Genomic DNA, 25,755 nt, shown 5'->3' with positions numbered 1-25,755 from the left:
AACGTGCAGGCGGCGGCTACGCGGCGGGCACGAAGACGGGCGCGGACCCGTTCATGTCGCACGAGGCGAGCGGGTAGGCGCGAATCTCCAGGTCGTCGTAGGCGGCGTGATAGTAGGTGAGCGTCGCGGCAGAGAAGCAGCTCGTGTAGAGCGTCCGCTCGAAGGCGCCCTCCACCACCTGTGCGCAGCCGTCCGGAACGGCAACGGAGCCCAGGGTGCGGAACAGGCGCGTCACGTTGGCGCGCTCCCCCTCCTGAGCGGGGTAGTGCGCGTTCACGAAGGCCGCCTTGACGAAGCGAGAAGGACCGCTGTAGTCGCCGGGGATGCCATGCATGCCCATGCCGGACCCAAAGGGCGGAAGGCTGGCCTTGCCCCACGCGGCGGCCGTGGGATCGGCGTCGCTCAGCGTGAGGTAGTTGCGCAGGTTGGTGCGCTGCCAGCCAAAGTCGGGCTCGTTGGTGAGGACGTCGACGTCGTTCTCCCAGACGCGCAGACCGTCCTCCAGGCACTCCACGACCACGCTGCCCGTGGCGTCGCCGATGATCCAGTGGAGGTTGGCCACGGGAAGCTGGCGGTTCACCGGCTTGGCGACCACATTGACGCGCGCGAGCGCCTCGCGAACCTCCTCGACCGACGAGAAGTTCCGTGCGATCCAGAACGGGAACTCGTAGGCGGCGACGTTAATGGCGCCGTGCCTGTGCTCGCTCGCGTAGCGCGCGCTCTGCGGGAAGTTGAGGCCCGCGACGGCAAGGCCGGCGTCGTTGCCGCAGTCAAAGTAGAGCGGGATGCCTTCCACGACGATGCCCATGCCGATGACGGCATGGCCGCGCTCGAGGTCTCCCTCGCGAGAGAAGGCGGCCGGGATCTTCGCGGCCGGCGGCGTCATCACCACGCGCTCGCCGTAGCCCTGGGTCCAGTCCAGGTTGCGGCCAAAGTACATGGAGCCGGAGGTGCTGGTAAAGCGGATGCCCGTGCACATGGGGCGACCCCTTCCCTGCCCGGCGGCGGCCTGCCGACCGGGCACGTTGGATGTAGATGATCCTCTCGTACCCGGTCTGAGCGGCCAAAATCATGTTAGGTTCCTCTAATTTCTTTGGCTTTGCGCCCGCGCCGCCCAGGGGCTCGAGGGTATGTACACCCGCCCTTCAGGGTATGTACACCGCCCGGACCCGTGGCACTCGCGTTTGCGCAGGTACAGCGCTTGCTGAGAAGAACAGACGGGTCGGAAGGCATACATACCCTCCCGGCGGGGTGTGCATACCCTCAAGGGGAGCCGCTTACTTGCCCTGAACCATCGTGAGCGAGATCTTGCCGCGGTCGCGGTCCACGCGCTCGACCCAGACCTTGACCGTGTCGCCCACCGCCACGACGTCGCTCGGGTGCCTGACGAAGCGCCGGGCCATCTTGGAGATGTGCACGAGGCCGTCCTGGTGGACGCCCACGTCGACGAAGGCGCCGAAGTCCACGACGTTGCGCACGGTGCCCGTGAGCTCCATGCCGGGCTGGAGATCGTCGATCGAGAGGGCGGCGCGGCTGAAGACCACCTCGGGAGCGTCATCACGCGGGTCGCGCCCGGGCTTCTCCAGTTCGGAGACGATGTCGATCAGGGTCATGAGACCGCATTCGAGCTCGCCGGCAAGCAGAGCGACGTTGCCCAGGCGCTGCTGGATGTCGGGGATGCCGCCGCGCGCGAGGTCCTTCTCGGTCACGCCGGCGCGCTCGAGCAGGGCCTGAGCCACCGGATAGCTCTCCGGGTGCACGGCCGTGGCGTCGAGCGGGTTGGCGCCGCCGTTCACGCGCAGGAAGCCGGCACACTGCTCGTAGGCCCTGGGACCGAGCTTGGAGACCTTCTTGAGCTGGCGACGGTCGGTGAAGGGGCCGTTTTCCTCGCGGTAGGCCACGATGTTGCGGGCCACGGCGGGCGTGATGCCGGCGACGTAGCCGAGCAGGCTCGCGCTCGCGGTGTTGACGTCCACGCCCACGCGGTTGACGACGTCCTCCACCACGTTGCCCAGGGTGCGCGCGAGCTCCGCCTGGTCGAGGTCGTGCTGGTACTGGCCCACGCCGATGGACTGGGGCGGGATCTTCACGAGCTCGGCGAGCGGGTCCTGCAGGCGGCGGCCCAGGCTCATGGCGCCGCGCGTGGTGACGTCGAGGTCGGGGTACTCCTTGCTCGCGAGCTCGGAAGCCGAGTAGACCGAGGCGCCGGCCTCGTTGACGATGGTGTAGCGCAGCTCCGGCGCGGACTCGGCGATAAACTCGGAAACCACTTCCTCGGTCTCGCGGCTGGCCGTGCCGTTGCCGATGACGATGGTGTTGATGGCGTACTTGGCCGTGAGGCGCGCGAGCTCGCGCTTGGTGCCCGCGACGTCGCGGCGCGGCACCGTGGGGTAGACCACGCCGTGGTCGAGCAGGGTGCCGTACTCGTCCAGCACCGCGACCTTGCAGCCCGTGCGGAAGCCCGGGTCGAGCGCGATCACGCGGGCGCCACGCACGGGACGGGCCGAGAGCAGGCTCTCGACGTTTTTGGCAAAGACACCGATGGCGTCGGTCTGGGCGCGCACCGTGAGGCGGGCGCGGACCTCGCGCTCGAGCGAGGGGGCCATGAGGCGCTTGTAGCCGTCGGCGATCGCGGCATCCAGGACCGGCGCAAAGACGCCGCTGCGGCGCGGCCAGCGGGCGGCCAGGCGCGCGACGGCCGCGGCGTCGTCCACGCGCACGCGCACGCGGAGCTTCTCCTCGCGTTCGCCGCGGTCGATGGCCAGCACGCGGTGGTTGGGAATCTTGCGCGCCGGCTCGGCGAAGTCGTAATAGGGCTCGTAGGGGGTCTTCTCGTCCGCGCTCACCGCCACGGACACGATGTCGGCCGTGCCAAAGGTGAAGTCGCGCAGGTCGGCCACGTTCTCGGCATCCTCGGCCACAACCTCGGCCACGATGTCGGCGGCACCGGCGAGGGCCTTCTCCGGCGTGTCGAAGCCCGCCTCGGCGGCCTTGGGCGTCACGAAGCGCGCCGCCTCGTCGAGCGCGGAGCCCCTGGTCGCCGCCTGCATGAAGATCATGTTGGCGAGCGGCTCCAGCCCGGCCTCGCGCGCCTTCTGCGCGCGGGTCAGGCGCTTCTTGCGGTAGGGCTTGTAGAGGTCCTCCACGCGCTGGAGCTGCGTGGCGGAGCGGATCTGCTCCTCGAGCTCGGGGGTGAGCTTGCCCTGGGCCTCGATGAGCGTGATGACGTCGGACTTGCGCTGCTCGAGGTTGCGCAGGTAGGCCAGGCGCTCGTCGAGGGTGCGCAGGGCGACGTCGTCCATGCCGCCCGTCGCCTCCTTGCGGTAGCGCGCGATGAAGGGGATGGTGTTCCCCTCGTCGATGAGGTCGACGGCGGCCTGGACCGCGGCGGGCTTGAGCCCAAGCTCCTCCGCGAGCGTGGCGATGATGTCCATGTAGGCTCCCTCGGTTGGGTGCATGAGTGGATAAGGATAGCCGTGCGCGCCCCGTAGGGCAAAGGGCGAGGTCTAGGGGACAAACCGGCGCACCGAGAAGTGCTGCGGGCAGTCGCCCTGCTCGCCGTGAAGGTCGAACGCCCCCGCGGCAGGGTCCGGGCAGGTCGCTATAATGGCTGCCGTACACGGAGGTGACCAGGATGTGGCTTGCGTTTGCGGCGGGGTCGGCGCTCTTCTCGGGGCTGACGGCCATCCTTGCCAAGTGCGGAATCCGCACCACCGACTCAAACGTCGCCACCGCGATCCGCACCATCGTGGTGCTCGCGTTCTCGTGGCTCATGGTGCTCGTGGTCGGCTCCGCCGGCACCGTCTCCGACATCGCACCGCACACCTGGGTCTTTCTCGTCCTCTCGGGCCTCTCGACCGGGGCCTCGTGGCTCTTCTACTTCCGTGCCCTGCAGCTCGGTGACGTCAACAAGATCACCCCCGTCGACAAGCTGAGCACCGTGCTCACCATGGTGCTCGGAGCAACGCTCCTGCACGAGCGCTTTAGCGTGGCAAGCGCCGCCGCGGTCGCGCTCATCGGCATCGGAACACTGCTCATGGTGGTGCGAGGCGATGACGGCAAGCCCGCGCCCAACGGGGGCACCTCGCGCTCGTGGCTCCCCTACGCCGTGGGCTCCGCGGTGTTTGCCGCCCTCACCGCGATTCTCGGCAAGGTGGGAATCGAGGGCGTCGAGTCGAATCTCGGCACGGCCGTCCGAACCGTCGTGGTGCTCGTCATGGCGTGGCTCATGGTGGGAGTCACCGGCACGCTTCCGCAGGTCAGGGGGGTGCCTCCGCGAGAGCTCGCCTTCATCTGCCTCTCCGGGGTGGCGACCGGGGCGGCATGGCTCTGCTACTACCGCGCGCTCCAGGAGGGGCCAGCGAGCGTCGTGGCTCCCGTCGACAAGCTGAGCATCGTGGTGACCGTCGTCTTCTCACGGGTCTTTCTCGCCGAGCGGCTTTCCCGCCGGGCCGCCGTGGGGCTTGCGCTCGTGGTCGTCGGGACGATAGTCGCCACCGTCGCCTAGGGGCGGGCGCGACCGGGCCCGGGTTGCCCTAGGCCCGGTCGGACGCGGGAACTCCTGATGGAAGGTCGGCAAGCTGTCTCAAATCAGCCCCTAAACGCTCAGGTCGCGTCGAGAAAAGGCAACGATCCCCAGAGAGGAGAGCACGACACCCAAGACGGCAAGAGCGGCCGTGCCCAAGACGGCGCCAGCCTCCCCCGAGGCGACCCCGAGGGGATCGAGGAGCGAGAGAGGCGTGACGTCGGCGAGCCAGGCAAGCTTGTCTCCCATCCCCGAGAGCATCTGGACAAGGACGAAGAGCGTGCACACGGCAACGCCCGCCCACCTCGCGGCAGAGACGTTCGGGAAGGCACAGGCCCCCGCCCAGCACATGCCGGAGAGGAACAGCCACAGACAGAACGTGGCCACGTTGACGGCGACGAGGTCGGAGGCAACGAGCTCGCCGGGGAACATGGCATGGGCCGCAGCCAGCTCGAACGCAGTGAGCGCCACCGCGAGAAGAACGAGGCAGAGAATGAGAACGCACGCCTGCGAGAGCATGAGACGCGTGCGCCCCACGGGCTGTGCGAGCAGGTAGGCGATGCTGCCGCACTCGACGTGACGGACCACGAGCCGGCTGGTGAGCACCGCCACGAGAACGAGGGGGAGCACCACGAGCAAAAAGCCGTGCAGGTAGTTGACGACGAACTCTAGAAGCGTCGTCCCCTGGTCGGCCATGCCGAAGGCGGCAAAGAGCTCAGGCATGGCATCGCGCATGAGGGTAAGCGACTCACCGAGTTCGGGATCGTACATGCCGATGATGACGCAGGCATAGAGAATCACCACTGCTGCGATGATTGCGGTCGGAAGCAGGCAGGAGCGCAGCTCGTGCCTGAAAAGAGGAAGGATCATCGGAACCCCCCTAGCTTTGCCGCGAGGGCTCGACGCCCTCGTACAGGTGCAGGAACAGCTCCTCGAGCGTCTGCTCGCGGGACGTGACCGAGGCCACGTCGTAGGAGGAGAGCTCGCGGATGAGGGCGTTCACGTCGCGCACGTCGCCAAGCTCGACCCCGCAGGCGTCCCCCTCCACAGGCTCGGCACCGTGGGCAAGCTCCCAGCGCGAGCGCTCGGCCGCGCTCGAGAACTCGACCGAGTAGCCGCGGCCGCGCATCGAGCGCACCTCGTCCATGGTGCAGGTCATGGCCACCCGTCCCGCGCGGATGAACGCCACCCGGTCGCATGCACGCCCGACCTCCTCGAAGATGTGCGAGGAGAGCAGGACGGCGGCTCCCCGCGCTCGCTCCTCCGCCACGAGGTCGAGGAAGCGCTCCTGCATGAGCGGGTCAAGACCGCTCGTCGGCTCGTCGAGCAGGAGCACGTCCGGGCGCGCCATGAACGCCGCCACGATCGCGACCTTCTGCCGGTTGCCCTTGGACATCCCGCCGATCCGCGCACCGAGGTCCAGCTCAAAGACATCGGCGAGCTCCAGCATCCGAGAGCGGTCACGCATGCCCCGCATCCCCGCCATGAGGTCGAGGAAGGACCGAGCCGTCATCTCCTGCATGCAGGCGCCCTCGCCGGGCAGGTAACCTAAGCTGGCCTGCACCCGCGGGCGCTCCCGAAAGCAGTCGTGCCCGAGAATCTGAGCCATTCCTTTCTGCGGCTTGATAAATCCCATGAGGTGGCGCATCGTCACCGTTTTCCCGGCCCCGTTAGGGCCGAGAAACCCAAGCACTTCTCCCGCGGCCACCTCAAGGCTGACGTCGAAGACGCCGCGGCCTCGCCCGTAGTCCTTCGTGAGCCCGCGCACGCGAATCGCAGGCCTCGCCCCGTTCGCAGTCATAGGTACTCCCCCTTGTACGTAGCCCTCTTGAGCCAGTCGAGCCAGACGAGAAACTCAGAGAGCATCTCCCCCATATCGAACGTCCCTCCACCGCGCAGCCGTTCGTGGAGATAGCCGTCTCCGCACCATACGAGCATGCGCACCACCCGCATGGGATCGACGTCCTCCCGGAAGCGCTCCCAGCGCACATGGCCCAGGTACGTTCGCACCATGATTGGCACGGAATCTGTCATGAAGGCGTCGAGCACCCCGGAAACGTCTCTGTGACCGGGATAGAACGCCCGGACGAAGAAGTCCATGATGCGCGGGCCCAGTCTGACGAGGGCGGCCTTCCGAGTCGCGGCGTAGCGCATGATCTCGAAGAAGTCGTCAATCTGGTACCAGCGCTCGTCGACCACCGCGTCGGCCACGCGCCTGGTGACCGCTGTGAGGACGTAGAGGTAGAGGTCCCTTTTGTTCTTGAAGTAGAAGAAGAGCTGGCTCTTCGACACGCCCGCGCGCCTCGCTATGTCCGCCGTGGACGCACAGGCGTAGTCATCGCCTCCGAACACCTCGACCGCCGCGTCAACGACGGCGCACCTGCGGTCCTCGGAAAGACTCTCGAAGCGCTCGAACCTGCCTGACATGGAACCTCGCTTTCCCTTGGCTTTCGAGAACAAGGCTACCCCGTTGACCCAGATATGGAAGGGTACCTGAGCAAGTGAAACAACGTGCCGAGCACGTTTGAGACGAGCGGCTCAGCCTGACCCCTCCCACCGAGGAGCGGACATCCACCCGAACATCCACCTACGGAGAGCCGTGCCCGCAAGCGCGTAGAGCGCGAGACGGTGACAGGACCTCCATGAGAATTGCTCGCACGGAGTCCGGCAACGGCCAGCTCGGGCCATCGCTCATCCACTCACGCGTCTATTGAGCCTTCGGATCATCAGCTCCCTTGCCCTCCCTCGTCCTGCGGGCGTAGCGCCTCAGGTACGCCGCCCCAACGAAGCATGGCAGCATAGGCGAGAGCGCCTGGGCCGCGAGGATGCCCGGGTAGCCGAGGACGGGCACGAGCAGGACGGCGAGCCCCACGCGGACGACCACGGCGTCGAGCAGGGCGTTGACCGCCGCGAGCCTCGGCGCGCGGGTCGCCTGGGCGAAGGAGTCGAGCGCGTACATGGCGGCGTAGGCGAGGCTGTTCGCCGAGCAGCAGGCGCGCAGGTAGAGCACGCCCGCGGCCACCGCCTCGGGGTCGTCGGCGAAGAGGGCAACGAGCTGCGGGGCCAACGCCTGGACGAGAAGGACCACGAAGGCGGTCGCGCCCACCGAGACGGCGAGGCCGGTGCGCGCGTAGGCGAGCGCCCGGCCCCGGTCTCCCGCGCCCTCGCAGCGCGCCGCGGCGGCCGACACCGCTTGGCCGACCGACCACACGGGCATCCCCGCGAGCGTGTTGGCCTTGGTGGCGGCGCCCGCCCCCGCCACGACCGCCGTGCCGAAGGCGTTGGTCATGGACGTGATGGCGAGGTACGAGAGGTTCACGACGACCTGCTGGAAGGCAGCCGGCGCGGCGACGCGGGCGAGCTCCGCGAGGTCTCGGGCGCGTGGGCGCGTCGGCAGCGCCGAGCCGCGCCTCCCGGCGAGCACCGCCAGGGAGAGCGCCGCGGCGAGCGAGGACGCCGCCGTCGAGGACCACGCCGTGCCGGCGACGCCGAGCGCGGGCACGAGCGCGACGCCGCCCGCGCAGTTCACCGCGGCCACGGCGACGGCGAGCCACATCGGGGTGCGGGCGTCGCCGCGGGCGCGCATGACGGCGCCGGCCGCCGCGAGCAGGAAGGCTCCCGGCAGCCCCGCGGCCCACACGCGCGTGTAGGCGGCGGCTCCCGCGAGCGCGTCGGCCGGGACGCCGAGCGCCGCGTAGAGCGGGGCGGCGAGGAGCGCGCAGGGCAGCGCGACGGCGACGGAGAGGACGGCCGCGGCGAGGAGCGCCGCGGCCTCCGCCCGGGCGGCGCCGTCCTTCTCGCCCGCGCCGAGGCGGCGCGAGACGAGCACCGTGGCGCCGACGGCGAGCCCGAGCGAGAGCGAGTTGGCCACGAAGCCGACCATCGTGGCGTTGGCGAGCGCGGCGAGCCCCCGCTCCCCGACGAACGCCCCCACGACGAGCATGTCCACGACCTGGTCGGCGGACTGAAGCAGGTTGGCGCCGAGCGCCGGCAGCGCGAAGCGCGCGAGGTTGGCGGCGGGCCTGCCGCCCAGGAAGTCCATTTCCTTCATTGGGTGTTCCTTTGCACGATCGAGACGAAAAGGGCCGCGGCAGCAAAGCCGCGGCCCCTGGGCTCGAACCGTGCGCGCACGACAGGACGAGCCGGCGTCTGCCGGACGTCATTACCATGCGCAGGTTGTACCGTCAGCTCCTCGCGACTTCCTGCCGAACATCACGGGGAGCGGTTCCAATTTGGAACTCACCAATCTCGAGGTACAAGGCAAACCTTTCAATCTATGAGAGCAGAGCGATTCTACCCCTCGTAGGAATGCGGCAGCAATATAAGACCGGCGGGGTCAACGAACGGCGCCTCGCCGCCTATCGAAGCCGCAAAAGGCCGGGGGCGCGACCGCTCCGGCATCCAGTTTTCTGCAATCGATTCCTCTGGTTGACGGATTGCCAACCATTGTTGGTGGCACCCGGCCCCGCCGCGCAGTTCCATGGACTCGCGCCAAAGCGGTACGGCCCGCAGAGCTGATAGAAAGGAACGACCATGGACTTCAACGACAGGCTCGCCGACCTCAGGAGGAAGCGAGGGCTCTCGCAGGAGCAGCTCGGATACGAGCTCGGCGTCTCGAGGGAGGCGGGCGCCGGGGAGACGCTGCGGAGAAACTTGCCTACGCCGCCATCGCCGAGAAAGAGGCTGACGCCGCGCGCCTGCGTGACTTCCTAGAGGGCATCGCCCGAAGGAGGGCGGCCCGACGGACGGGGCGTAGATGGCTGCTGCGGGGTCCCAACTGCCGATGCACCCTCAGAGCTAGGAGCCGTGCCTACACAGGCAGAACCGTTTGACCGGATCGCTCATCCTGACGTGCGCGTTCTTGAGGTGACCTGCGACGAGCTGAACGACTGGGAGAGCAGCATCAGGTTCATGGGCCGCGCGTGCGAGGCCCTGGGCCACCCAGCAGCCCCCACGACCCCCGAATGGCTGGCGGCAAACCGCGCTCTCCATGGCCGCTTAAGAAATCCGGGTTATGGCAAGCCGGGTCGTACAGACGCTTAGGAATCCGGGGTTGTCCCGATCTTCGTCAGACGAGAAGGGCGGCAATCCCGTCGTCGTTCGCTTTGGCGGTCGTCGTGCCGAAGAGGTTGGCGAGGAGCAGTATGCTCTGGACGTCCGGCAGGGTCTTCGACGTCTCCCAGTGGCTCACCGTGACGCGGCTCACGTAGATCCTCCACGCGAGATTTCCCGGCGAGATTGCGCCGCGAACGGGTCGCCGGGAGGACGGAGCCCGTCGTTGACCCTGGAGTCGAAGTTGCCCACACACCCACCCGTCGTCCAAGGGTATACGGAGAGAAACGACCATCGGGAGGCCCCATGTCAAGCAAGCTCACCAAGCGCGCGCTCGAGGAGTCGCTCAAGCGCCTCCTGCTCGTAAAGCCCCTGGGCAAGATCACCATCGCAGACATCACCGACGACTGCGGCATCAGCCGCATGACGTTCTACTATCACTTCCAGGACATCTACGACCTGGTCGAGTGGTCGTGCGCGGAGGACGCCGCACGGGCCATCGCCGGCAACAAGACCGCCGACACCTGGCAGACCGGCCTCCTCGACACGTTTCTCTCCATGCGCGAGAACAAGCCCTTCATCACGAGCATCTACCACGACATGAGCCGCGAGCAGGTGGAGCGGTTTCTCGTCCCTGTGGTGAGCGACCTGGTGAAGGACGTGGTTGACGAGCACGCGGCGCACAGGCACGTGCACGACCAGGACAGGGACTTCATCGCACGCTTCTTCGCGCACGCGCTCATCGGAACGGTTCTGGACTGGATCGCCCGAGACATGCGCGACGACCCGCGGCAGCTGGTGCAGCGGGTGGCCACCGTCTCAGACGGCGCCATCGAGACCGCGCTCGACCGGCTCGAGGTCCCCGGTGGCTACGTCGCCGGGAGCGAGGGCAGCGTGCCGGAGGGGCCAGCCGCGTCGTAGGGGACGCGTCGCGGGCCTCGCCCGTTCTTCTCGCCCGTCCGTACAATCCGGCCGCATTGATAAGAAACCGTACAGAAGCACCGTTCTGACCATGGTACGCCGCCCGCCGCGGACCCACCATGGAACCAGACGCATCGGACACGCCCGGTGCGCGCGTAAGAAAGGTGCGACCATGTACTACTCAAGCGGCAACTACGAGGCATTCGCTCGTCCCAAGAAGCCCGCGGGCATCGAGCACAAGAGCGCCTACATCGTGGGCACGGGCCTGGCGGCGCTCTCCGCCGCGTGCTATCTCGTACGCGACGCCCAGATGCCGGGCAAGAACATCCACATCTTCGAGAAGGACAGCGTTCCCGGCGGCGCGTGCGACGGCCTCGACATCCCCGGCCTTGGCTACGTCATGCGCGGCGGGCGCGAGATGGACAACCACTTCGAGGTGATGTGGGACCTGTTCCGCTCCATCCCCTCCATCGAGACGCCCGGGGTCTCCGTCCTGGACGAGTACTACTGGCTCAACAAGGAGGACCCCAACTACTCGCTTTGCCGCGCGACGAAGAACCGCGGGCAAGACGCGGGGTGCGCCGGGAAGTTCGGCCTCTCGGACAAGGCGGCTATGGAGATCATGGAGCTCTTCTTCACGCCCGACGAGAAGCTCTACGACCGTCCCATCACCGACTTCTTTGACGACGAGGTGCTCTCCTCCAACTTCTGGATGTACTGGCGCACCATGTTCGCGTTCGAGAACTGGCACTCCGCGCTCGAGATGAAGCTCTACATCAAGCGCTACATCCACCACATCGCCGGGCTGCCGGACTTCTCGGCCCTGCGCTTCACGAGGTACAACCAGTACGAGTCGATGATCTTGCCCCTCGTCGAATACCTCAAGGCAGCGGGCGTGCATTTCCACTTCAACACGAAGGTCGAGGACATCAGGTTCTCCATCGGAGGCGGCGCGGGCCCGGTGCGTCCGCGCACCGGCACCGGACAGGACACCATCCAGCGCATCCAGCAGGAGGCCTTCCCGCGCAACCCCTACAGCTCGCCCGAGAAGAAGGTCGCGACGCGCATCGTGCTGAGCCGGACGGCCGCGGACGGCGGGGCCGAGGCTGGCGTGACCACGGTCATCGACCTCACCGAGGACGACCTCGTCTTCATCACCAACGGCGGCTGCGTTGAGAACTCCACCATGGGGGCACAGGACAGGCCCGCCGCGTGGAGGCCCAAGCTCACCCCGGGCGGCGGCTGGGACATGTGGCGCCGCATCGCCGCGCAGGACCCCAGCTTCGGCCGTCCCGACACCTTCTGCGGAGATCCCGAGAAGACCAAGTGGATGAGCGCCACGGTGACGACCCTCGACGGCGAGATCCCGCCCTACATCCAGGCGATCTGCAAGCGCGACCCCTTCACCGGCCACGTGGTCACCGGCGGCATCGTTACCTGCACCGACTCCAACTGGCTCATGAGCTGGACGCTCAACCGCCAGCAGCAGTTCCGCGACCAGCCCAGCAACGAGCTGTGCGTCTGGGTGTACGGCCTCTTCCCCGACGAGCCCGGCAACTACGTGAGAAAGCCCATGCGCGACTGCACCGGCGAGGAGATCTGCCAGGAGTGGCTCTACCACATGGGCGTTCCCGAGGACCGCATCCCCGAGCTCGCCGCGCACCACGCCAACACGGTGCCGGTCATGATGCCCTACATCACGGCGTTCTTCATGCCGCGCGCCGCGGGGGACCGTCCCGACGTGGTGCCTGACGGCGCGGTCAACTTTGCCTTCATCGGCCAGTTTGCCGAGACCCCGCGCGACACCATCTTCACCACGGAGTACTCCATGCGCACGGGCATGGAGGCCGTCTACACGCTCTGCGACGTTGACCGCGGCGTGCCCGAGGTGTGGGGCAGCGTCTTTGACGTGCGCGACCTGCTCATGGCGAGCGTGAAGCTACGCGACGGCAAGCCGATCACCGACATGAAGCTCGGGCTGCTCGAGCGGTTTGCGCTCAAGGAGGCGCTCAAGAAGATCAAGGGGACGGACATCGAGAAGGTCCTGAGGGAGTTCGAGGTGATTTAGCGGGGGCGGGCGCGGCCTGAGCGCGCAGAAGGGGCTGTCCTGTTTGCGCGCTCAGGCCACCGGCAGGTACGTGTCGAGGTGCTTCTCGACCGCCTCGAGCCACTGCCGGTAGACGGCATCATCGTTTTGCAGGGCGTGACCGGAGTGGGCGCACTCGAAGTACTGATGGTCAACGCCATTGTCTTCCAGCGCGTCCCTGAGGCGAAGCGAGGCCTTGAAGGGCTGGACGCGGTCGTGCGCTCCATAGGCCACTACCGTTGCAGGCGCGTCAGGACCGATCAAGTCGGCGGCGGAAATCGACCGCATGCGCTCGAGGCAGGCACCGCTTTCGATTTCGTCCGCGGTTATCCGCTCCCCCAGCATCGCACCGAACAGAACGGCTGCGGCCTGGTTGCTCTCCTCGGTGTCCTGGTCGAGCCCATAGTTGTCCCAGCCATCCACATGAAAGCAGGAGGGACCGACCGTCCCAAAGGTGAGCCCGGGCAAGCGGCTCGAGAAGCGCAGGCGGGTGCGCCGGACACCTTGCTGGCCGGGTTCCGCAGTCACTTCGTATCGGCGAAAGCGGGACGGGGTAGGCGTGCGCCGCGCTGACGCTACGCGTCGAGCCAAACCGCGTCCACGGGCTTGTCTCGGTCGTACACGCGCTCGTCCTTCTCGCTGATCTCGCGTAGCACGCGACAGGGATTGCCCACCGCGACCACCCCCGCAGGCACGTCGCGCGTGACCACGCTGCCCGCGCCGATCACGGACCCCTCGCCCACCGTCACACCCGGAAGCACCACGCAGCACGCACCGAGCCACGCTCCGGCGCAGATGCGAACGGGCTTGTTGTACTGAAGGCCCCTCGCGCGCAGGCGGGGCGAGATGGGGTGCGTGCCCGTGCAGATGGTCACGTTGGGGCCGATCATAACGTTGTCCTCGATGAAGATGTCGGCGTCGTCCACCAGCGTGAGGCCCATGTTGGCGTAGACGTTGCTGCCCAGGTGCAGGTTCGCCCCACCCCAGTTGGCGTGGAAGGGCGGCTCGATCATGCAGTTCTCGCCCACCTCGGCGAGCAGCTGGGCGAGAAGCGCGTCACGCTCCACGGAGCTGCTGAAGGGCAGGGCGTTGTAGGCGTCCAGCACATCGCGGCGACGCTCCTGCTCGGCAAAGAGCTCCGGACTGTTGCAGGCATAGAGCCGCCCGTCCGCCATGCGCCGCCGGACCTCATCAAGATTCATCGGACCACCTGCCCCCACTCAACAACACGCCCGCACTTGACGCCCGCACTCCTCCAGTGCGGGCCCGGACGCAGGGGCGGACCGCACTTGCCGCCAGCCGCCAAGAACAAGCCCGCACTGGATCTTCTCGCCATAATAAAATGCCCGCACTCGTGAGGTGCGGGCAAGAAGTGCCGTTCCGTGTGCGCTAAAGCCCCGTTCTACTCCCACTCAGTACGTGAAAAATAGACTCTCGTGCGTGTTCCTCTACATGGCTTACCGTCGTCTCCCCATTCACCGAAATCGGGTGATTTCCAGGTACCCAAGTTGAACTCAAATTGAACTCAACTCCAACTCGTCCCAACCATTAATTGGAATACATACCATCAATCCTTGCGCCCGCCGGCTACTCCCGTTCTACGAACTGACGAAACAATGGATTTTACGCGATGCTCAGTGTCAGGGAATAGCCTCGCCTCGTTAACTCCAATGCTGTCAAGCTGGACAAGAATATCCTGCTTTATCTCTGCCGGGATTACGTAGCGAATATCAATCAGCCTCTCGTAATCGTTCCTTACCTCATCGGGAAATAGGAACACGCCTTCTCCGAAACCTGGATCATCTCTTTTCACAAAGGGGGTTGAACACAGGAGAAATGCCCCCTGCTGAGAGACAATCCGATCGTTCGAGTACTTCGGGAGGATGAAAAAAGATCCTGCCCTCTCCGACAACATGTGCTCAACCACTGATCGGGCATTGCAGGAAAACCTGCCATCCGATTGCCGCACGGCTTCTATTAGACCCTCTCTCCACGAGTCCGGGAAATGAATGCCATTTTTATATCGACGCACATACTCCGCATACGCTACGCAGGAAGGATCGAAATACATAAAAACCCCTGCCGGCTGAAATTGGATTACGACTCCATCCGAGGGTCGCACCTTGCCGTCCTCGTCTTCCGTTTCAGCCTCCCCACAAGAAAAGTACAAGGCAACGAGTGCATTAGTTGTCACGTCGAGCAAACGAGTTGGTATTCCATAATGCTGAGCGTCAATAAGAATCTCTATGCCGCTTTTTCCTGCGCACTCACCTGGCATCTGACGCTCGTACTCACGTATGTAGAAATGTTCATTTAAGAAATCGTCTTGAGTCCGAAATGTGGCGGGAAGCGGCGCCCACTCAAGATTTGCCTGCCCACGAAACATAATCCTTAAGTCGGCAACCTCGTGATAGAACCCTTCCCGCTTGTTGGCAAAAACCTGCTCCAAATAGTCCGGCAGTGATCGTATCTCGATATCAATCATAGTCTTTCCCCCCCTGCTGCAGAGCCACTGAAAATCCGCCCCTCTCCGACGAGCTCCGTCACGTTCTCGTGCACGATGCCACTGCGGTGCTGTATCGGGTCTCCGCGCGTGATGACGAACTTGGGCCAGTTGTCCCGTATCTGCTCGAGCGGTCGATACTCGCGGTCCTCGGTCTTCCGGTCGTTCATGATGGTCATCGCCACCTGCACGTAGGCGTACTCCATCTCGGGCGAGCGCATGACGAAGTCGCACTCGAGCTTGCCGATGCGACCCACGCTAACCTCGTAGCCCAGGCTCCTCGCGTAGCAATAGACGATGTTCTCCAGCACCGGCCCGTAGTTGATGCGGTTGTCCGTGTTGAGCGCGAAGTAGAAGCTCAGGTCCGCGAGGTAGTACTTCTGCTCGCCCTTGAGCGACTTGCGCGACTTCATGTCGAAGCGCGTGCACTTGCTGATGATCTTGGCGTCCTCGAGTATCTGAAGGTAGCGGTTGAGCGTCTCGCGCTTGATGCGGACGCCCTGCCGCTCGAGGTCGGACTGGATGTTCGTCAGCGAGGTCGTCGCGCCGAAGTTGTTGATGACGTAGTCGCGCACCCGGTTGAAGACCGAGACGTTCTTCACCTTCACGCGCCGGCGGATGTCCTTCTCGAAGATCTCCTTGATGACGGAGCTCACGTAGGCGCGCTTGTCCGCCATCTTGGGGTAGTCGAGCGCCTTGGGGAAGCCGCCCTCGAGGATGTAGCGGTCGAGCTCGGCCACGGGGTTGGGGTCGACCGCCTGCCCGAGGAAGCGCTTCATCTCGCGGTACTCCTTGAAGCTGAGCGTCTGGACCTCGAACTCCACGTAGCGCCCCGTCAGCTTGGTGGCGAGCTCGCCGGAGAGCAGGTAGGAGTTCGACCCGGTGATGAAGATGGAGAACCCTCCCTCGGCCCGGAACTCGTTCACCACCTCCTCGAAGCCCTCGACGTTCTGGATCTCATCGATGAAGAGGTACTTCATGCCGCGGGTCTTGAGCGCAGGCTCGATCAGCGCCTCGAGCTGGTCCGGCGTCTTCACCGAGCGGAAGCCGTACCGGTCGAGGTCGAGGTAGATGATGTGGTCCTCCCGCACCCCCGTGGCCCTGAGCTCCTCAGCAATGGTCTGCATGAGACACGACTTGCCGCATCGGCGGACCCCGGTGAGGACCTTGATCACGCCGTCGTCGTGGTAGAACCCGCGGATCTGCTCGAGGTAGTCCTCGCGCTCGAACAAACGCATACTGGCCCCAATCTCTCGACTGGAGCCAGTATAGCAAATATCTCTTTTATCGGGGTATTTCTAGCAAAATTGACGATTTATACCCCCATAACTGCCGAATTTCCTACTCCCACTCGATCGTGGCGGGCGGCTTCGGCGTGACGTCGTACACCACGCGGTTCACGCCGGCGACCTCCGCCACAATCCGCGACGAGATGCGCCCGATCACGTCGTACGGCAGCTTCGCCCAGTCCGCGGTCATCGCGTCGCTCGACTCGACGGCGCGCACGATCACCGGACGCGCGTAGGTGCGCTCGTCGCCCATCACGCCCACGGAGCGGATGTCGGGCAGCACGGCAAAGTACTGCCAGCAGCTGTGCTCGGAGTTGCGCTCGCCCGTCTGATCGAAGAGGCGCTCGTTGTAGGCGTCGAGCTCCTCGCGCACGATGGCGTCGGCGTTCTTGAGGACCTCGAGCTTCTCGGGAGTCACCTCGCCGATGATGCGGATGGCCAGGCCCGGGCCCGGGAACGGCTGGCGGTACACCATGCTCGCCGGCAGGCCCAGCGCCACGCCCAGCTCGCGCACCTCGTCCTTGAAGAAGTGGTCGAGCGGCTCGATGAGGTCAAAGTGCACGCCCTCGGGAAACGGGATCAGGTTGTGGTGGCTCTTGATCGTGGCCGCCTTCCCGCCGGTCTTTCTCGCCCCGCTCTCAATGATGTCGGGATAGATGGTGCCCTGGGCCAGCAGCTCCACGTCGCCGATCTTCTGGGCCTCGTCAAAGAAGACCTTCCAGAACTCGGTGCCGATGCGGCGGCGCTTCTCCTCCGGGTCGGTCACGCCGGACAGAAGCGCCGCGTAGCGCTCCTCGGCGTGCACGTGCACCAGAGGCACCTGGAACTGGCCGCGGAAGACCTCCTCGACCATCTCGGGCTCGCCCTTGCGTAGCATCCCGTGGTTCACGAACACGCACGTGAGCTGGTCGCCCACCGCGCGGTGCACGAGCGCGGCCACCACGCTCGAGTCCACGCCACCGGAGAGCGCCAGGATGACCTTCTTGTCCCCCACCTGCGCGCGGATTTCCGCGACCTTCTCGTCGATGATGTTGTCCATCGTCCAGCTGGCCTCGAGGCCGCAGATGTCAAACAGGAAGTTCCTGAGCAGCTGCTCGCCGTGCTCGGTGTGGCGCACCTCCGGGTGGAACTGCGTGGAGTAGAGCTTGCGAGAAGGACACTCCATGGACGCCACCGGGCACACGTCGGTGTGCGAGGTCACGACGAAGCCCTGCGGCGCGCGGCTCACGGCGTCGCGGTGGCTCATCCACACGGTCTGCTCGAGCGGCGTGGCGTTGAACAGCGCGGAGTCGGGCACGCGCTCGATCTTTGCCGGACCGTACTCGCCCACCTCGGAGTGCGCGACCTCGCCGCCCAGCGTCACGGCCATGATCTGGTGGCCGTAGCAAAAGCCGAGCACCGGCACGCCGAGCTCGAGGATGGCCGGGTCGATCTTGGGCGCGTCCTCTGCGTAGACGGACGCGGGACCGCCGGAGAGGATCAGCGCGGAGGGCGCGAGCGCGGCGAGCTCCGTGGCGGAAATGTCACACGGCACGATCTCCGAGTAGACGTGCAGGTCGCGCACGCGCCGCGCGATCAGTTGGCCGTACTGCGCGCCAAAGTCGAGAACCGCAACAAACTGCCTGGGTGTCGCCTCGCTCATGTGTCCTCCGGTCCCGTCGCCCCCGCAAGGGGCGTCTCTGTCACAAAGCTCAACCATTATTGCATTTTCATAAGAAACCGGGCCTTTCGCGCCGCCTTCATGCGCCGTTCATCTACATTTCGTATGATGCTTGCGTTGTGTCCGAGCTGCTTGCGGAGGCCCCGCGCCTCCCAACGACAGAGAGGTCCATCGTGGCCAATAAAAAAACCCATAAACGCATGACGAGCGCCGAGCAGGCGCACCTCTCCCAGAGTCGCTACGGAAGCGCATCCCGAGCCGAGCACCAGCGCGTCGCGGCAGAGCCGCGCACGACCCGCCGCGCGAGCTCGGCGTCGAGCGGAGGCTCCCGGATGCAGGCGCCCTCGCGCTCCGAGGGCGTCGAGGCGTACCACCGCAAGAGCCGCAAGAAGGGCCGCGGCCGCGCGCTGCGCGGCGTGCTCGTGAGCCTGCTCGTCGTGCTCCTGGGCGCCGGCGTGGCCGTGGCGCTCTACCTCAGAGACATCGACAGCCGCCTCAACCCGGACGGTGCCGTCAGCAACTCCATCCGCGAGCAGCTCGAGGCCGTCGAGCCGCAGGAGCCCTTCTACATGCTCCTTCTGGGCGTGGACAAGAGCGAGGGGCGCTCGGAGGACTGGGGCTCCGACACCTCAAACTTCCGCGCCGACACGATCATCTTGACCCGCGTCGACCCGCCCGCGCAGAAGGTCACCCTCGTCTCCATCCCCCGAGACACCCTCGTGGACATGGGAGAGAACGGCGAGCGCAAGATCAACGACGCCTACGCCCTCGGCGGCGCGGCCTACATGACCGAGATCGTCTCCGAGTTTGCCGACGTCAAGATCTCCCACTACGCCGAGGTCGACTTCGAGCAGCTCACCTCCATCGTCGACACCATCGGCGGCATCGAGGTCACGCTGCCCGTCGCCGTCCAGGACGACTATGCCCAGATCGACCTGCCCGCGGGCACCCAGACGCTCAACGGCGAGCAGGCGCTCGGCCTGTGCCGCGCGCGCCACGCCTACGACGACTACGGCGGCGGCGACTTCTACCGCGCCGCCAACCAGCGCATGGTGATCGGCGCCATCGTCAAGAAGGTGCTCCAGCTCGACCTCATCACGATGGCGACCACGGTCTCCGAGCTCGCGAACAGCGTGACCACGGACTTCGGCGCGCTCGACATCATCGGCCTCGTGGGTCAGTTCCGCGCCCTCGACACCGACAACAACATGTACTCGGGCCAGACCCCCACCAACTCGGAGTACATCAATAGCGTCTGGTACGAGATCCCCGACGACGCCGCCTGGGAGGAGATGATGGCGCGCGTCGACGCGGGAGAGTCCCCCTACTCCGACGCGAGCCAGGACTTCACCGCGGGCATCGCGGGCTCCATCGGCACCGGCTCCAACATCTCCGACAGCGAGGACGGCTCGGCGACGGGAGACGTCGAGGCCTCCTTCACGGGCTCGGTGAGCGTCCTCAACGCCACGGGCGTCGCGGGCCTGGCCGGAGACACCGCCAACACCCTGACCGACGCCGGCTTCGAGGCCGCGGCGGGCAACGCCAACGAGTCCGGCCTCACGGCCACCAAGATCTACTACAACGACGACTCCCTCGCCTCCGCGCTCGGCGTCGCCAAGACCCTCGGCGTCCCCGAGGCCAACGTCTCCCAAAACGACGGCAGCTACACCACCACCTACGACGTCATCGTCGTTCTGGGCACGGACCAGGCATAGCCGCGGGCGAGAAGAACGGGCTCGCGGCACCGCCACATTCGCAGGAGGCATCATGTATGACCCGGCTGCGCTCCTCATGATCGCTCTTGGCCTCCTGCTTGCGGGGGCCGTCATCCTGGTTGCCCTCTTCTGCGTCTACAAGCTGCTCGACCGCGTGAGCCGCTTCGTCGTCTTTGCGGCGCTCTTTATCTCGCTGTTTGCGATCTCGTGGGTTCAGGGGCTCGCGACGGCGCCGGGAGCCTCCGGGGACGCCCTGCTCTCCATGGCGGCGGCGCTTAACGCCTTTGGCCAGGCCGCGCTCGCCTTCATCGGCGGCAACGGCTTCTCGCTGCTCCCCGAGCTCCCGGGCGCCGAGGCCACGATCGCGTGGGCGAGCGCCAACGCGGGCGCGCTCGCCCTGCACGTCGTCTTTGAGCTCCTGAGCCTGCTCGCGCTCGCGCTCACCGCCGAGACGGTCCTCAACTTCTTCACCAACGTCTCGAGCTGGCTGAGCGTGCACATCGATCACTTCGAGCAGGTCGTCGTCGTGATCTCCTCGGGCGACATGACCCCATGCGCACGCGCCTTCGCCCTCGACGCGGCGCGCGGGGACAGCCGGCCGCGCGCGGTCTTCTCGATCGTCCGGGAGGACTCCGGCGACGAGACGTATCGTCTGACCAGCGGGGACACCACGCGAACCCTCAGTCGCGAGTCGCTGCGCAGGCGCCTGGCCGACGCCGTCCGCCTGCGCGCGACCAGTCGCGTCGACGACGGTCACGTGGCGCTTGTCGTCTTTAGGAACGGACGCGTCACCGTAACGAGCTACGGGAAGGACGACCTGCCGAGAAGATCGGTGCCCGCGTTCGTCGACTCCCTCATGGAGGGCACGGCGGACAAGAGCCCCGTCCCGCCCGACGACGTCTACTCCTACAGCCTCGAGGAGATCAAGGTCCGCCAGCTCGTCTGCAGGCTGCTGCCGTCCCCGTACGACGTCGAGCACACCGGCGTCGGCCTTGGCCTGAGGCCGCTTGTCGCCCTCGTCATGGGCGACGACATCGAGCGCGTCGTGCTCACGACGGCCTATCTGGTGCGCAATGGGCAGGCCCTGGTCAAGGCCCATGCAGACGGGTCGATCGAGGCCAGTCTCCCGCACATCATGATCGCGAGCCACTGCGCCGACCGCATCGAGCGCCGGCTGCGCAAGTCGTATCCCGCGCTCTTCTCGGCGGACGAACCGGACGGAGAACCGGGAGCGCCCGCGCTCACGCCTCCCGCGACGATCGACTTCTTTGACAGCAAGTTCGACATGCTGGACGCCCTCTCCGCGCGCGCGGGCGACCTGGTCCTCGTGATCAACACCGAGCCCGACCTCGGCCGCGCGCCCTCGCTGCGCAACATCCTGCAGCGCCGCCTCCAGCTGCGGTTCCCCGAGGTCGAGCCCGTCTTCGTCCAGTACGACGAGGTCGAGAAGCCCGGTGTCGCGTTCGAGGACTCCTACGGCGGACGCGCCGGCGCCGCCCTGGCGGACACCAAGCAGGTGCTGATCTACGGAAGCGCCACCGAGTCCATGCAGGCGGCACGGCTGCTCCACAAGGCCCTCGACCGCATGGCCATGCTCGTCAACCTGCGCTACGGCACCCCCGCGGGGGCCGCCAAGCCCAACCTCTTTGACCCCGAGCAGAGCGCGCCGTTTATCCCCGAGGCGCTCCGGGCCTGGCGCGACTGCGACGCCTACGGTCGCGACTCGAGCCGCGCCACGGCGGACTACTCCCCCGTCGAGAGGCTCCTGTGGGTCCGGGGCTTTGACGAGCTCCCCTCATTTGGCCATGGCGAGAACAGCGACGAGGCCCTGCGCGAGGCCATCGGTCACCTCGAGCACCTGCGCTGGAACGCCTACCTGGTCACGACCGGCTATCGCCCTCGTCAGTGGGACACGCTGCCGGAGCGCTACGAAGCGGCGCTCGCCGAGAACGCCCGCCTCGCCAACCCGCGGCCCGTCCAGCAGGTCTTCAAGGAGCAGACCGTCGATCCGCGCGTCCGCGAACACGTGGCCCTCGTCGACTGGAAGCTGCTGCCAAAGCTGGACGCCCTCTTCGAGCGCATGGCCCGAGAGACCGGCACCTACCAGGAGCTTCTCGAGGCGGGGCGCCTCAAGCCCAACCAACAGAAGGACCGCGACATCATCGACGACCTCATCAGCTAGGGCGCCGCTCAACAGCCAACAGCAGGCGGCCCCGGACCGCGCGCAGAGACATGCCTCCATCTCTGCCGAGCGATCCGGGGCCGCGTCCTTGTCGACGAATGGGCGGCTTAGACGTTGAACCTGAAGTGCATCACGTCGCCGTCTTGGACCACGTAGTCCTTGCCCTCGATGCGGAGCTTGCCGGCATTCTTGCAGCCGGCCTCGCCGCCGAGCTCGACGTAGTCGGCGTAGCTGGCCACCTCGGCCTTGATGAAGCCGCGCTCAAAGTCGGAGTGGATCACGCCGGCAGCCTCGGGGGCCTTGGCGCCCACGCGCACGGTCCAGGCCTTGACCTCCATCTCGCCGGCGGTGAAGTAGCTCTGCAGGCCCAGCAGGCGATAGGCCGCCTGCGCGAGCGTCTCCAGGCCGCTCTTCTGAAGGCCCAGGTCCGCCAGGTACTCCGCGGCCTCCTCGGGATCGAGCTCGGAGAGCTCGGCCTCGACCTTGGCGCAGATGGGGATCGGCGTCACGCCGTCGATGGGGGCAAGCTCCTCGCCCAAAGCCTCCTCGTCGACGTTGGCCACGTAGAGGATTGGCTTCATCGTGAGGAGGAAGAGCCCCTTGGTCTCCGCGCGCTCCTCGTCGGTCATCTCCATCGTGGCGGCGCGCTTGCCGTCGTTGAGCCACGCGAGCAGGCGCTTGGCCACCTCGTACTTGGGCGCGAGCTCCTTGTCGCGTTTCGCGTCCTTCTCGAGGCGCGGCAGCTGCTTCTCCAGGGACTGGATGTCGGCCAGGATGAGCTCGGTCATGATCGTGTCGGCGTCGCCCGCGGGGTCCACGAACTCGCCCACGCGACCGACCTCGCGCATGACGTTGGGGTCGGTGAAGTAGCGCACGACCTCGCAGATGGCGTCCGTCTCGCGGATGTTGGCGAGGAACTGGTTGCCGAGGCCCTCGCCCTCGTTGGCGCCCTTGACCAGGCCCGCGATGTCGACGAACTCGACCGTCGCCGGCACGATGCGCCCGGGGTGCACGATCTCGGCGAGCTTGCCGAGGCGCTCGTCGGGCACGTCGACGATGCCCACGTTGGGGTCGATCGTCGCGAAGGGGTAGTTCGCGGCCAGGCCGCCCTTCTTGGTGAGCGCCGTGAACAGAGTCGACTTGCCCACGTTGGGCAGGCCCACGATGCCAATGGAAAGCGACACGTTCTTCTCCTTACTGCTTGTTCTTCTCGGCGTCCGCGGAGTCGTCGAGCTTCTCCAGGACGTCGGCCACGCGGTCGAGCTGCTTCTTGCCCAGCTCCTTGTATTCCTCCGCCTTGGCCTTGGCCAGGGCCTTCTTGCGCCGGATCTCCTCGGTCAGCTTGTCGGGGATCACCAGCTCGCGCACGTCCATCGGCTCCATGGAGAGGGCGCCGTCCTCGCACACGGCCACGCACGCGCCGCAGCTCACGCAGTAGGCCGCCTTCACCGTGACGTTGCCGTTGCGGTCGACGTCGAGGGCGTGGGTGGTGCACGCTTTGGCACACTCGCCGCACATCGTGCACAGGCTCGAGTCGCACACGGGGGCCTCGAGCCTCACAAAGTCCGCGAGCCCCTCGTCGCGCTGGAGCGCCCCCATCATGAGCTTGCGCCCCTGGGTCAGGTAGCGCTGACGATTGCTCGAGGTCTTGGCGCCCACCGCGGCCTCGAGGTCGCGCTGGAGCTGGTCGAGCCGCTTGGAGTGGTCGGAGATCTTCTTCGCCACGGCCTGGGCGCCCGCGAGCGCCGGGTTGGTGCGCGTGACGAGGCGCTCCGCCGAGTGGAGGGCGCCGCTCACGAACTGGCTGCGCTTGTAGGCGCGCGTGTACTCGTGAGTCATCTCGGCCTCGTCGACCTCGAGCCCCATCGAGGCGTCGGCCCACTCCTCAGCCGTGGCGATGGCGTCCGCGTAGACCTCCTCGCCCGTCGTCGTCCGACAGCGGTCGCAGATGCCCACGGGCAGGTAGATGCTGATGTTGCCGTAGTCCGCCATGAGCGAGAACCACAGGTCGCGCGGGATCGAGCCCACGCAGGCCAGCACGACCTCGTTGCCGCGGGGCAGGCGCTTGAGCGCGCGAGTGCACGTGACGTAGCACTGCTCGTAGGCCGAGGCCGCGCGCGCGATCTGGTCGTAGAGCTGGCGCGGGGTGTGGTGACGGGTCGAGAACGTCTCGGTGGGGCACACCGCGGCGCACAGCCCGCACTTGCGGCAGTCGTCGCCGATGATGACGGACTTCTGGTGGATCCTGAGCGTGTTCTCGACCGGGCAGACGTCCAGGCACTTCGAGCACACGTCCTCGCGGCCCGACGCCACGCGCAGGCAGCGGTTGGAGTTGGCGAAGGGCTTCTCCTTGTAGTCCGCCGGGTTGAAGACCTTGCGGTTCTCGGGGTCGTCCACGAGCGAGCTCACCATGGAGCTCGGCAGATCAGAGAGCGCCCGCCAGTCGTTTTGCAGGTCGATGAGGTCGTCTAGGAAGTCGCGTTTCTCGGCCACGGGCCAGTCCCCTCTCCATGGTCTTCTCGGCAGCTCTTCATTGTACGCCTTGCGGGCGCAGGAGGCCCGGCCCGCGCCCGCTCTACCGGGTATGTACACCCCGGCCTGAGGGTATGTACACTGCCGCGGCGGCTCGTTCTTCTCGGCAATGCCCTGACCTGCGGATTTGCAGCCCACATTTGACGGCGGGACGCACATACCCTCGAGGCGGGGTGTACATACCCTGAGGGCCCCGAGGACCTGCCCCTGCGCGGCCGAGAAGGACGCGCCTCCGTTGCCCTAGAGGCTACGCCAGCGGCGGCATCGGCTCCCAGGTGGGGTCGCGCAAGATCTTGCGGGCGTCTTTATGGCCGGCGACCAGGCGCGCCATGCCGCTCTTGAGGTGATCGCGGTCCACGATCAGCAGGCGGACGAGCTCCTTGGCAAAGGTGAGCAGCGTGCCCACGGCAAAGCCCGGGGCGGAGTAGTCGCCGTAGAGCCTGAAGTAGCGTGCCAGGTATCCGCGGTTGCGCGTGATGTAGTAGCGCGTCATGTCCGAGGTGGAGTTGAGCTGGCGGACCGAGCCGATCTCCTTGTTGGCCACCTCACGGCAGCGCGAGAGCACGTAGTCGGGCACGTAGTAGACCGGGCCCACCTTGCTCGCCAGGTAGCCGTAGAGCGCGTCGTCAAGGTAGATGAAGAAGCGGGCGTCGGGCAGGCCGATCTTCTCGACCACCCGGCGCGAGAAGCACCCGCCCTCAAAGCACAGGGCGTTTGCCAGCTTGTAGCGCTCGCCCTGGCGCCAGCCGTCGCGCGAGAGCGGGTTGTAGATCGCCAGGCGGGGCCAGAAGCGGTGCTGCCAGAAGAAGTGGCCCCCGTCGAAGTCGCGCCGCTGGCCCATGATGGCGTCCGCCTCGCCGCTCCAGCGCTCGAGGGCCTCGAGTCCCTCCGGCAGCACGGCGACGTCGTCGTCCATGACCCAGAACCACTCGGCGCCCAGCTCAAAGGCGCGGCGAACGCCCTCGGAGAAGCCGCCGGAGCCGCCGGTGTTCTCCGCCATGGGGTCGTAGACCGCGCGCGAGGCGCCGCCCTCGGCGTCCGGGTCGTCCGCCGCCGGCGGCCACTGCGCGTCGATGCGCGCGGCAAAGTCCGCCACCAGCACGGCGGTCTCGGGCGAGTTCTCGTTGTCGACGACGATCACGCGCCAGGGCGCCGCGGTCAGGCCCAGGATGGAGTCGAGCAGGCCCCTCAGCAGGCCCTGCCGCTTGTAGGTCACGATCACGATGGCCAGGCGCCTCATCAGTCCCTCCCCTGTTTGCCCGCCGCCTCACGCGCCGCGCAGGCGCCGCG

Annotated in this window: 21 protein-coding genes; 6 read left to right on the top strand and 15 right to left on the bottom strand. The window is 66.6% G+C overall.

Translation table 11 applies throughout. The annotated features are described in order from the left end of the window. Positions 1 to 16 precede the first annotated feature (16 nt). Together bsh and NW198_RS07400 are read right to left on the bottom strand one after the other, a co-directional pair. A complete protein-coding gene (gene bsh, locus NW198_RS07405; protein WP_258340593.1) occupies positions 17 to 979 on the bottom strand; it encodes a choloylglycine hydrolase in 963 nt (320 codons plus the stop codon). A 298-nt stretch (positions 980 to 1,277) separates the two neighbouring features. Next, entirely contained in the window at positions 1,278 to 3,434 is a 2,157-nt protein-coding gene (locus NW198_RS07400; protein ID WP_258340592.1) for a Tex family protein, read from the bottom strand. Positions 3,435 to 3,634: 200 nt separating this feature from the next. Here NW198_RS07400 and NW198_RS07395 point away from each other — a divergent pair, with 200 nt between their 5' ends. Further along, positions 3,635 to 4,507 (top strand): EamA family transporter, encoded by an 873-nt coding sequence (locus NW198_RS07395; RefSeq protein ID WP_258340591.1) that lies wholly within the window; start codon positions 3,635 to 3,637, stop codon positions 4,505 to 4,507. Between the two features lie 90 nt (positions 4,508 to 4,597). Here NW198_RS07395 and NW198_RS07390 read toward each other — a convergent pair whose 3' ends face one another. From NW198_RS07390 to NW198_RS07375, 4 genes are all read right to left on the bottom strand, one after another. Then, positions 4,598 to 5,395, bottom strand: a complete 798-nt coding sequence (locus NW198_RS07390; protein ID WP_258340590.1) for an ABC transporter permease subunit — start codon at positions 5,393 to 5,395, stop codon at positions 4,598 to 4,600. A 10-nt stretch (positions 5,396 to 5,405) separates the two neighbouring features. Further along, on the bottom strand, positions 5,406 to 6,326 hold the full coding sequence (locus NW198_RS07385; protein WP_258340589.1) for an ABC transporter ATP-binding protein: 921 nt from the start codon (positions 6,324 to 6,326) through the stop codon (positions 5,406 to 5,408). Continuing rightward, positions 6,323 to 6,952: a TetR/AcrR family transcriptional regulator gene (locus NW198_RS07380; RefSeq protein WP_258340588.1), complete on the bottom strand. Its 630-nt coding sequence runs from the start codon at positions 6,950 to 6,952 to the stop codon at positions 6,323 to 6,325. The genes NW198_RS07385 and NW198_RS07380 overlap by 4 nt, the downstream gene beginning before the upstream one ends. A gap of 280 nt (positions 6,953 to 7,232) precedes the next feature. Next, the gene (locus NW198_RS07375) at positions 7,233 to 8,576 is read right to left on the bottom strand and encodes an MATE family efflux transporter (RefSeq protein ID WP_258340587.1); all 1,344 of its coding nucleotides are present in this window, start codon (positions 8,574 to 8,576) and stop codon (positions 7,233 to 7,235) included. A 482-nt stretch (positions 8,577 to 9,058) separates the two neighbouring features. Here NW198_RS07375 and NW198_RS07370 point away from each other — a divergent pair, with 482 nt between their 5' ends. Then, positions 9,059 to 9,238: a hypothetical protein gene (locus NW198_RS07370; RefSeq protein WP_258340586.1), complete on the top strand. Its 180-nt coding sequence runs from the start codon at positions 9,059 to 9,061 to the stop codon at positions 9,236 to 9,238. Positions 9,239 to 9,593: 355 nt separating this feature from the next. On the opposite strand, the gene NW198_RS07365 is transcribed toward NW198_RS07370, so the two are convergent. Further along, complete coding sequence (locus NW198_RS07365) at positions 9,594 to 9,731, bottom strand: helix-turn-helix transcriptional regulator (protein ID WP_258340585.1); 138 nt, start codon at positions 9,729 to 9,731, stop codon at positions 9,594 to 9,596. 152 nt (positions 9,732 to 9,883) lie between these two features. On the opposite strand from NW198_RS07365, the gene NW198_RS07360 reads away from it, so the two are divergent. Continuing rightward, entirely contained in the window at positions 9,884 to 10,498 is a 615-nt protein-coding gene (locus NW198_RS07360; RefSeq protein WP_258340584.1) for a TetR-like C-terminal domain-containing protein, read from the top strand. Between the two features lie 172 nt (positions 10,499 to 10,670). Further along, positions 10,671 to 12,566 carry an oleate hydratase gene (locus tag NW198_RS07355; RefSeq protein WP_258340583.1) on the top strand — a complete coding sequence of 632 codons (1,896 nt, stop codon included), beginning with the start codon at positions 10,671 to 10,673 and terminating at the stop codon, positions 12,564 to 12,566. Positions 12,567 to 12,617: 51 nt separating this feature from the next. On the opposite strand, the gene NW198_RS07350 is transcribed toward NW198_RS07355, so the two are convergent. The 5 genes from NW198_RS07350 to guaA form a co-directional block, all read right to left on the bottom strand. Further along, entirely contained in the window at positions 12,618 to 13,112 is a 495-nt protein-coding gene (locus tag NW198_RS07350; RefSeq protein WP_258340582.1) for a S9 family peptidase, read from the bottom strand. Between the two features lie 47 nt (positions 13,113 to 13,159). Then, complete coding sequence (locus NW198_RS07345; RefSeq protein WP_258340581.1) at positions 13,160 to 13,786, bottom strand: sugar O-acetyltransferase; 627 nt, start codon at positions 13,784 to 13,786, stop codon at positions 13,160 to 13,162. A 365-nt stretch (positions 13,787 to 14,151) separates the two neighbouring features. Continuing rightward, positions 14,152 to 15,069, bottom strand: coding sequence for an FRG domain-containing protein (locus NW198_RS07340; protein ID WP_258340580.1), 918 nt, complete (start codon positions 15,067 to 15,069; stop codon positions 14,152 to 14,154). Beyond that, positions 15,066 to 16,325 carry an ATP-binding protein gene (locus NW198_RS07335; protein WP_258340579.1) on the bottom strand — a complete coding sequence of 420 codons (1,260 nt, stop codon included), beginning with the start codon at positions 16,323 to 16,325 and terminating at the stop codon, positions 15,066 to 15,068. The genes NW198_RS07340 and NW198_RS07335 overlap by 4 nt, the downstream gene beginning before the upstream one ends. Positions 16,326 to 16,428: 103 nt before the next feature. Further along, entirely contained in the window at positions 16,429 to 18,018 is a 1,590-nt protein-coding gene (gene guaA / locus NW198_RS07330; RefSeq protein WP_258340578.1) for a glutamine-hydrolyzing GMP synthase, read from the bottom strand. A 218-nt stretch (positions 18,019 to 18,236) separates the two neighbouring features. On the opposite strand from guaA, the gene NW198_RS07325 reads away from it, so the two are divergent. Beyond that, complete coding sequence (locus NW198_RS07325) at positions 18,237 to 19,751, top strand: LCP family protein (RefSeq protein ID WP_258340577.1); 1,515 nt, start codon at positions 18,237 to 18,239, stop codon at positions 19,749 to 19,751. A gap of 52 nt (positions 19,752 to 19,803) precedes the next feature. After that, complete coding sequence (locus NW198_RS07320) at positions 19,804 to 21,933, top strand: hypothetical protein (RefSeq protein WP_258340576.1); 2,130 nt, start codon at positions 19,804 to 19,806, stop codon at positions 21,931 to 21,933. Between the two features lie 107 nt (positions 21,934 to 22,040). Here the strand turns inward: NW198_RS07320 and ychF are convergent, their stop codons facing one another. The 3 genes from ychF to NW198_RS07305 all read right to left on the bottom strand — a co-directional run bounded on the left by ychF (position 22,041) and on the right by NW198_RS07305 (position 25,705). Continuing rightward, positions 22,041 to 23,117 (bottom strand): redox-regulated ATPase YchF, encoded by a 1,077-nt coding sequence (gene ychF / locus NW198_RS07315; protein WP_087314450.1) that lies wholly within the window; start codon positions 23,115 to 23,117, stop codon positions 22,041 to 22,043. A gap of 10 nt (positions 23,118 to 23,127) precedes the next feature. Then, positions 23,128 to 24,426, bottom strand: coding sequence for a 4Fe-4S binding protein (locus NW198_RS07310; RefSeq protein WP_258340575.1), 1,299 nt, complete (start codon positions 24,424 to 24,426; stop codon positions 23,128 to 23,130). A 286-nt stretch (positions 24,427 to 24,712) separates the two neighbouring features. Next, positions 24,713 to 25,705: a glycosyltransferase gene (locus NW198_RS07305; protein WP_087314453.1), complete on the bottom strand. Its 993-nt coding sequence runs from the start codon at positions 25,703 to 25,705 to the stop codon at positions 24,713 to 24,715. Positions 25,706 to 25,755 lie beyond the last annotated feature (50 nt).

This window comes from Thermophilibacter sp. ET337 (genome assembly GCF_024733715.1).
In the GTDB taxonomy this organism is placed as follows: Bacteria; Actinomycetota; Coriobacteriia; order Coriobacteriales; family Atopobiaceae; genus Thermophilibacter.
The sequence above is the reverse complement of the archived record's forward strand: the minus strand, read 5'-3'. Positions and strand labels throughout refer to the sequence as shown.

Bases quoted from the DNA above. Each gene is read 5' to 3' on its own strand.
- bsh (WP_258340593.1), bottom strand. From the start codon at position 979: ATGTGCACGGGCATCCGCTTTACCAGCACCTCCGGCTCCATGTACTTT.
- NW198_RS07400 (WP_258340592.1), bottom strand. From the start codon at position 3,434: ATGGACATCATCGCCACGCTCGCGGAGGAGCTTGGGCTCAAGCCCGCC.
- NW198_RS07395 (WP_258340591.1), top strand. From the start codon at position 3,635: ATGTGGCTTGCGTTTGCGGCGGGGTCGGCGCTCTTCTCGGGGCTGACG.
- NW198_RS07390 (WP_258340590.1), bottom strand. From the start codon at position 5,395: ATGATCCTTCCTCTTTTCAGGCACGAGCTGCGCTCCTGCCTGCTTCCG.
- NW198_RS07385 (WP_258340589.1), bottom strand. From the start codon at position 6,326: ATGACTGCGAACGGGGCGAGGCCTGCGATTCGCGTGCGCGGGCTCACG.
- NW198_RS07380 (WP_258340588.1), bottom strand. From the start codon at position 6,952: ATGTCAGGCAGGTTCGAGCGCTTCGAGAGTCTTTCCGAGGACCGCAGG.
- NW198_RS07375 (WP_258340587.1), bottom strand. From the start codon at position 8,576: ATGAAGGAAATGGACTTCCTGGGCGGCAGGCCCGCCGCCAACCTCGCG.
- NW198_RS07370 (WP_258340586.1), top strand. From the start codon at position 9,059: ATGGACTTCAACGACAGGCTCGCCGACCTCAGGAGGAAGCGAGGGCTC.
- NW198_RS07360 (WP_258340584.1), top strand. From the start codon at position 9,884: ATGTCAAGCAAGCTCACCAAGCGCGCGCTCGAGGAGTCGCTCAAGCGC.
- NW198_RS07355 (WP_258340583.1), top strand. From the start codon at position 10,671: ATGTACTACTCAAGCGGCAACTACGAGGCATTCGCTCGTCCCAAGAAG.
- NW198_RS07345 (WP_258340581.1), bottom strand. From the start codon at position 13,786: ATGAATCTTGATGAGGTCCGGCGGCGCATGGCGGACGGGCGGCTCTAT.
- NW198_RS07340 (WP_258340580.1), bottom strand. From the start codon at position 15,069: ATGATTGATATCGAGATACGATCACTGCCGGACTATTTGGAGCAGGTT.
- NW198_RS07335 (WP_258340579.1), bottom strand. From the start codon at position 16,325: ATGCGTTTGTTCGAGCGCGAGGACTACCTCGAGCAGATCCGCGGGTTC.
- guaA (WP_258340578.1), bottom strand. From the start codon at position 18,018: ATGAGCGAGGCGACACCCAGGCAGTTTGTTGCGGTTCTCGACTTTGGC.
- NW198_RS07325 (WP_258340577.1), top strand. From the start codon at position 18,237: ATGACGAGCGCCGAGCAGGCGCACCTCTCCCAGAGTCGCTACGGAAGC.
- NW198_RS07320 (WP_258340576.1), top strand. From the start codon at position 19,804: ATGTATGACCCGGCTGCGCTCCTCATGATCGCTCTTGGCCTCCTGCTT.
- NW198_RS07305 (WP_087314453.1), bottom strand. From the start codon at position 25,705: ATGAGGCGCCTGGCCATCGTGATCGTGACCTACAAGCGGCAGGGCCTG.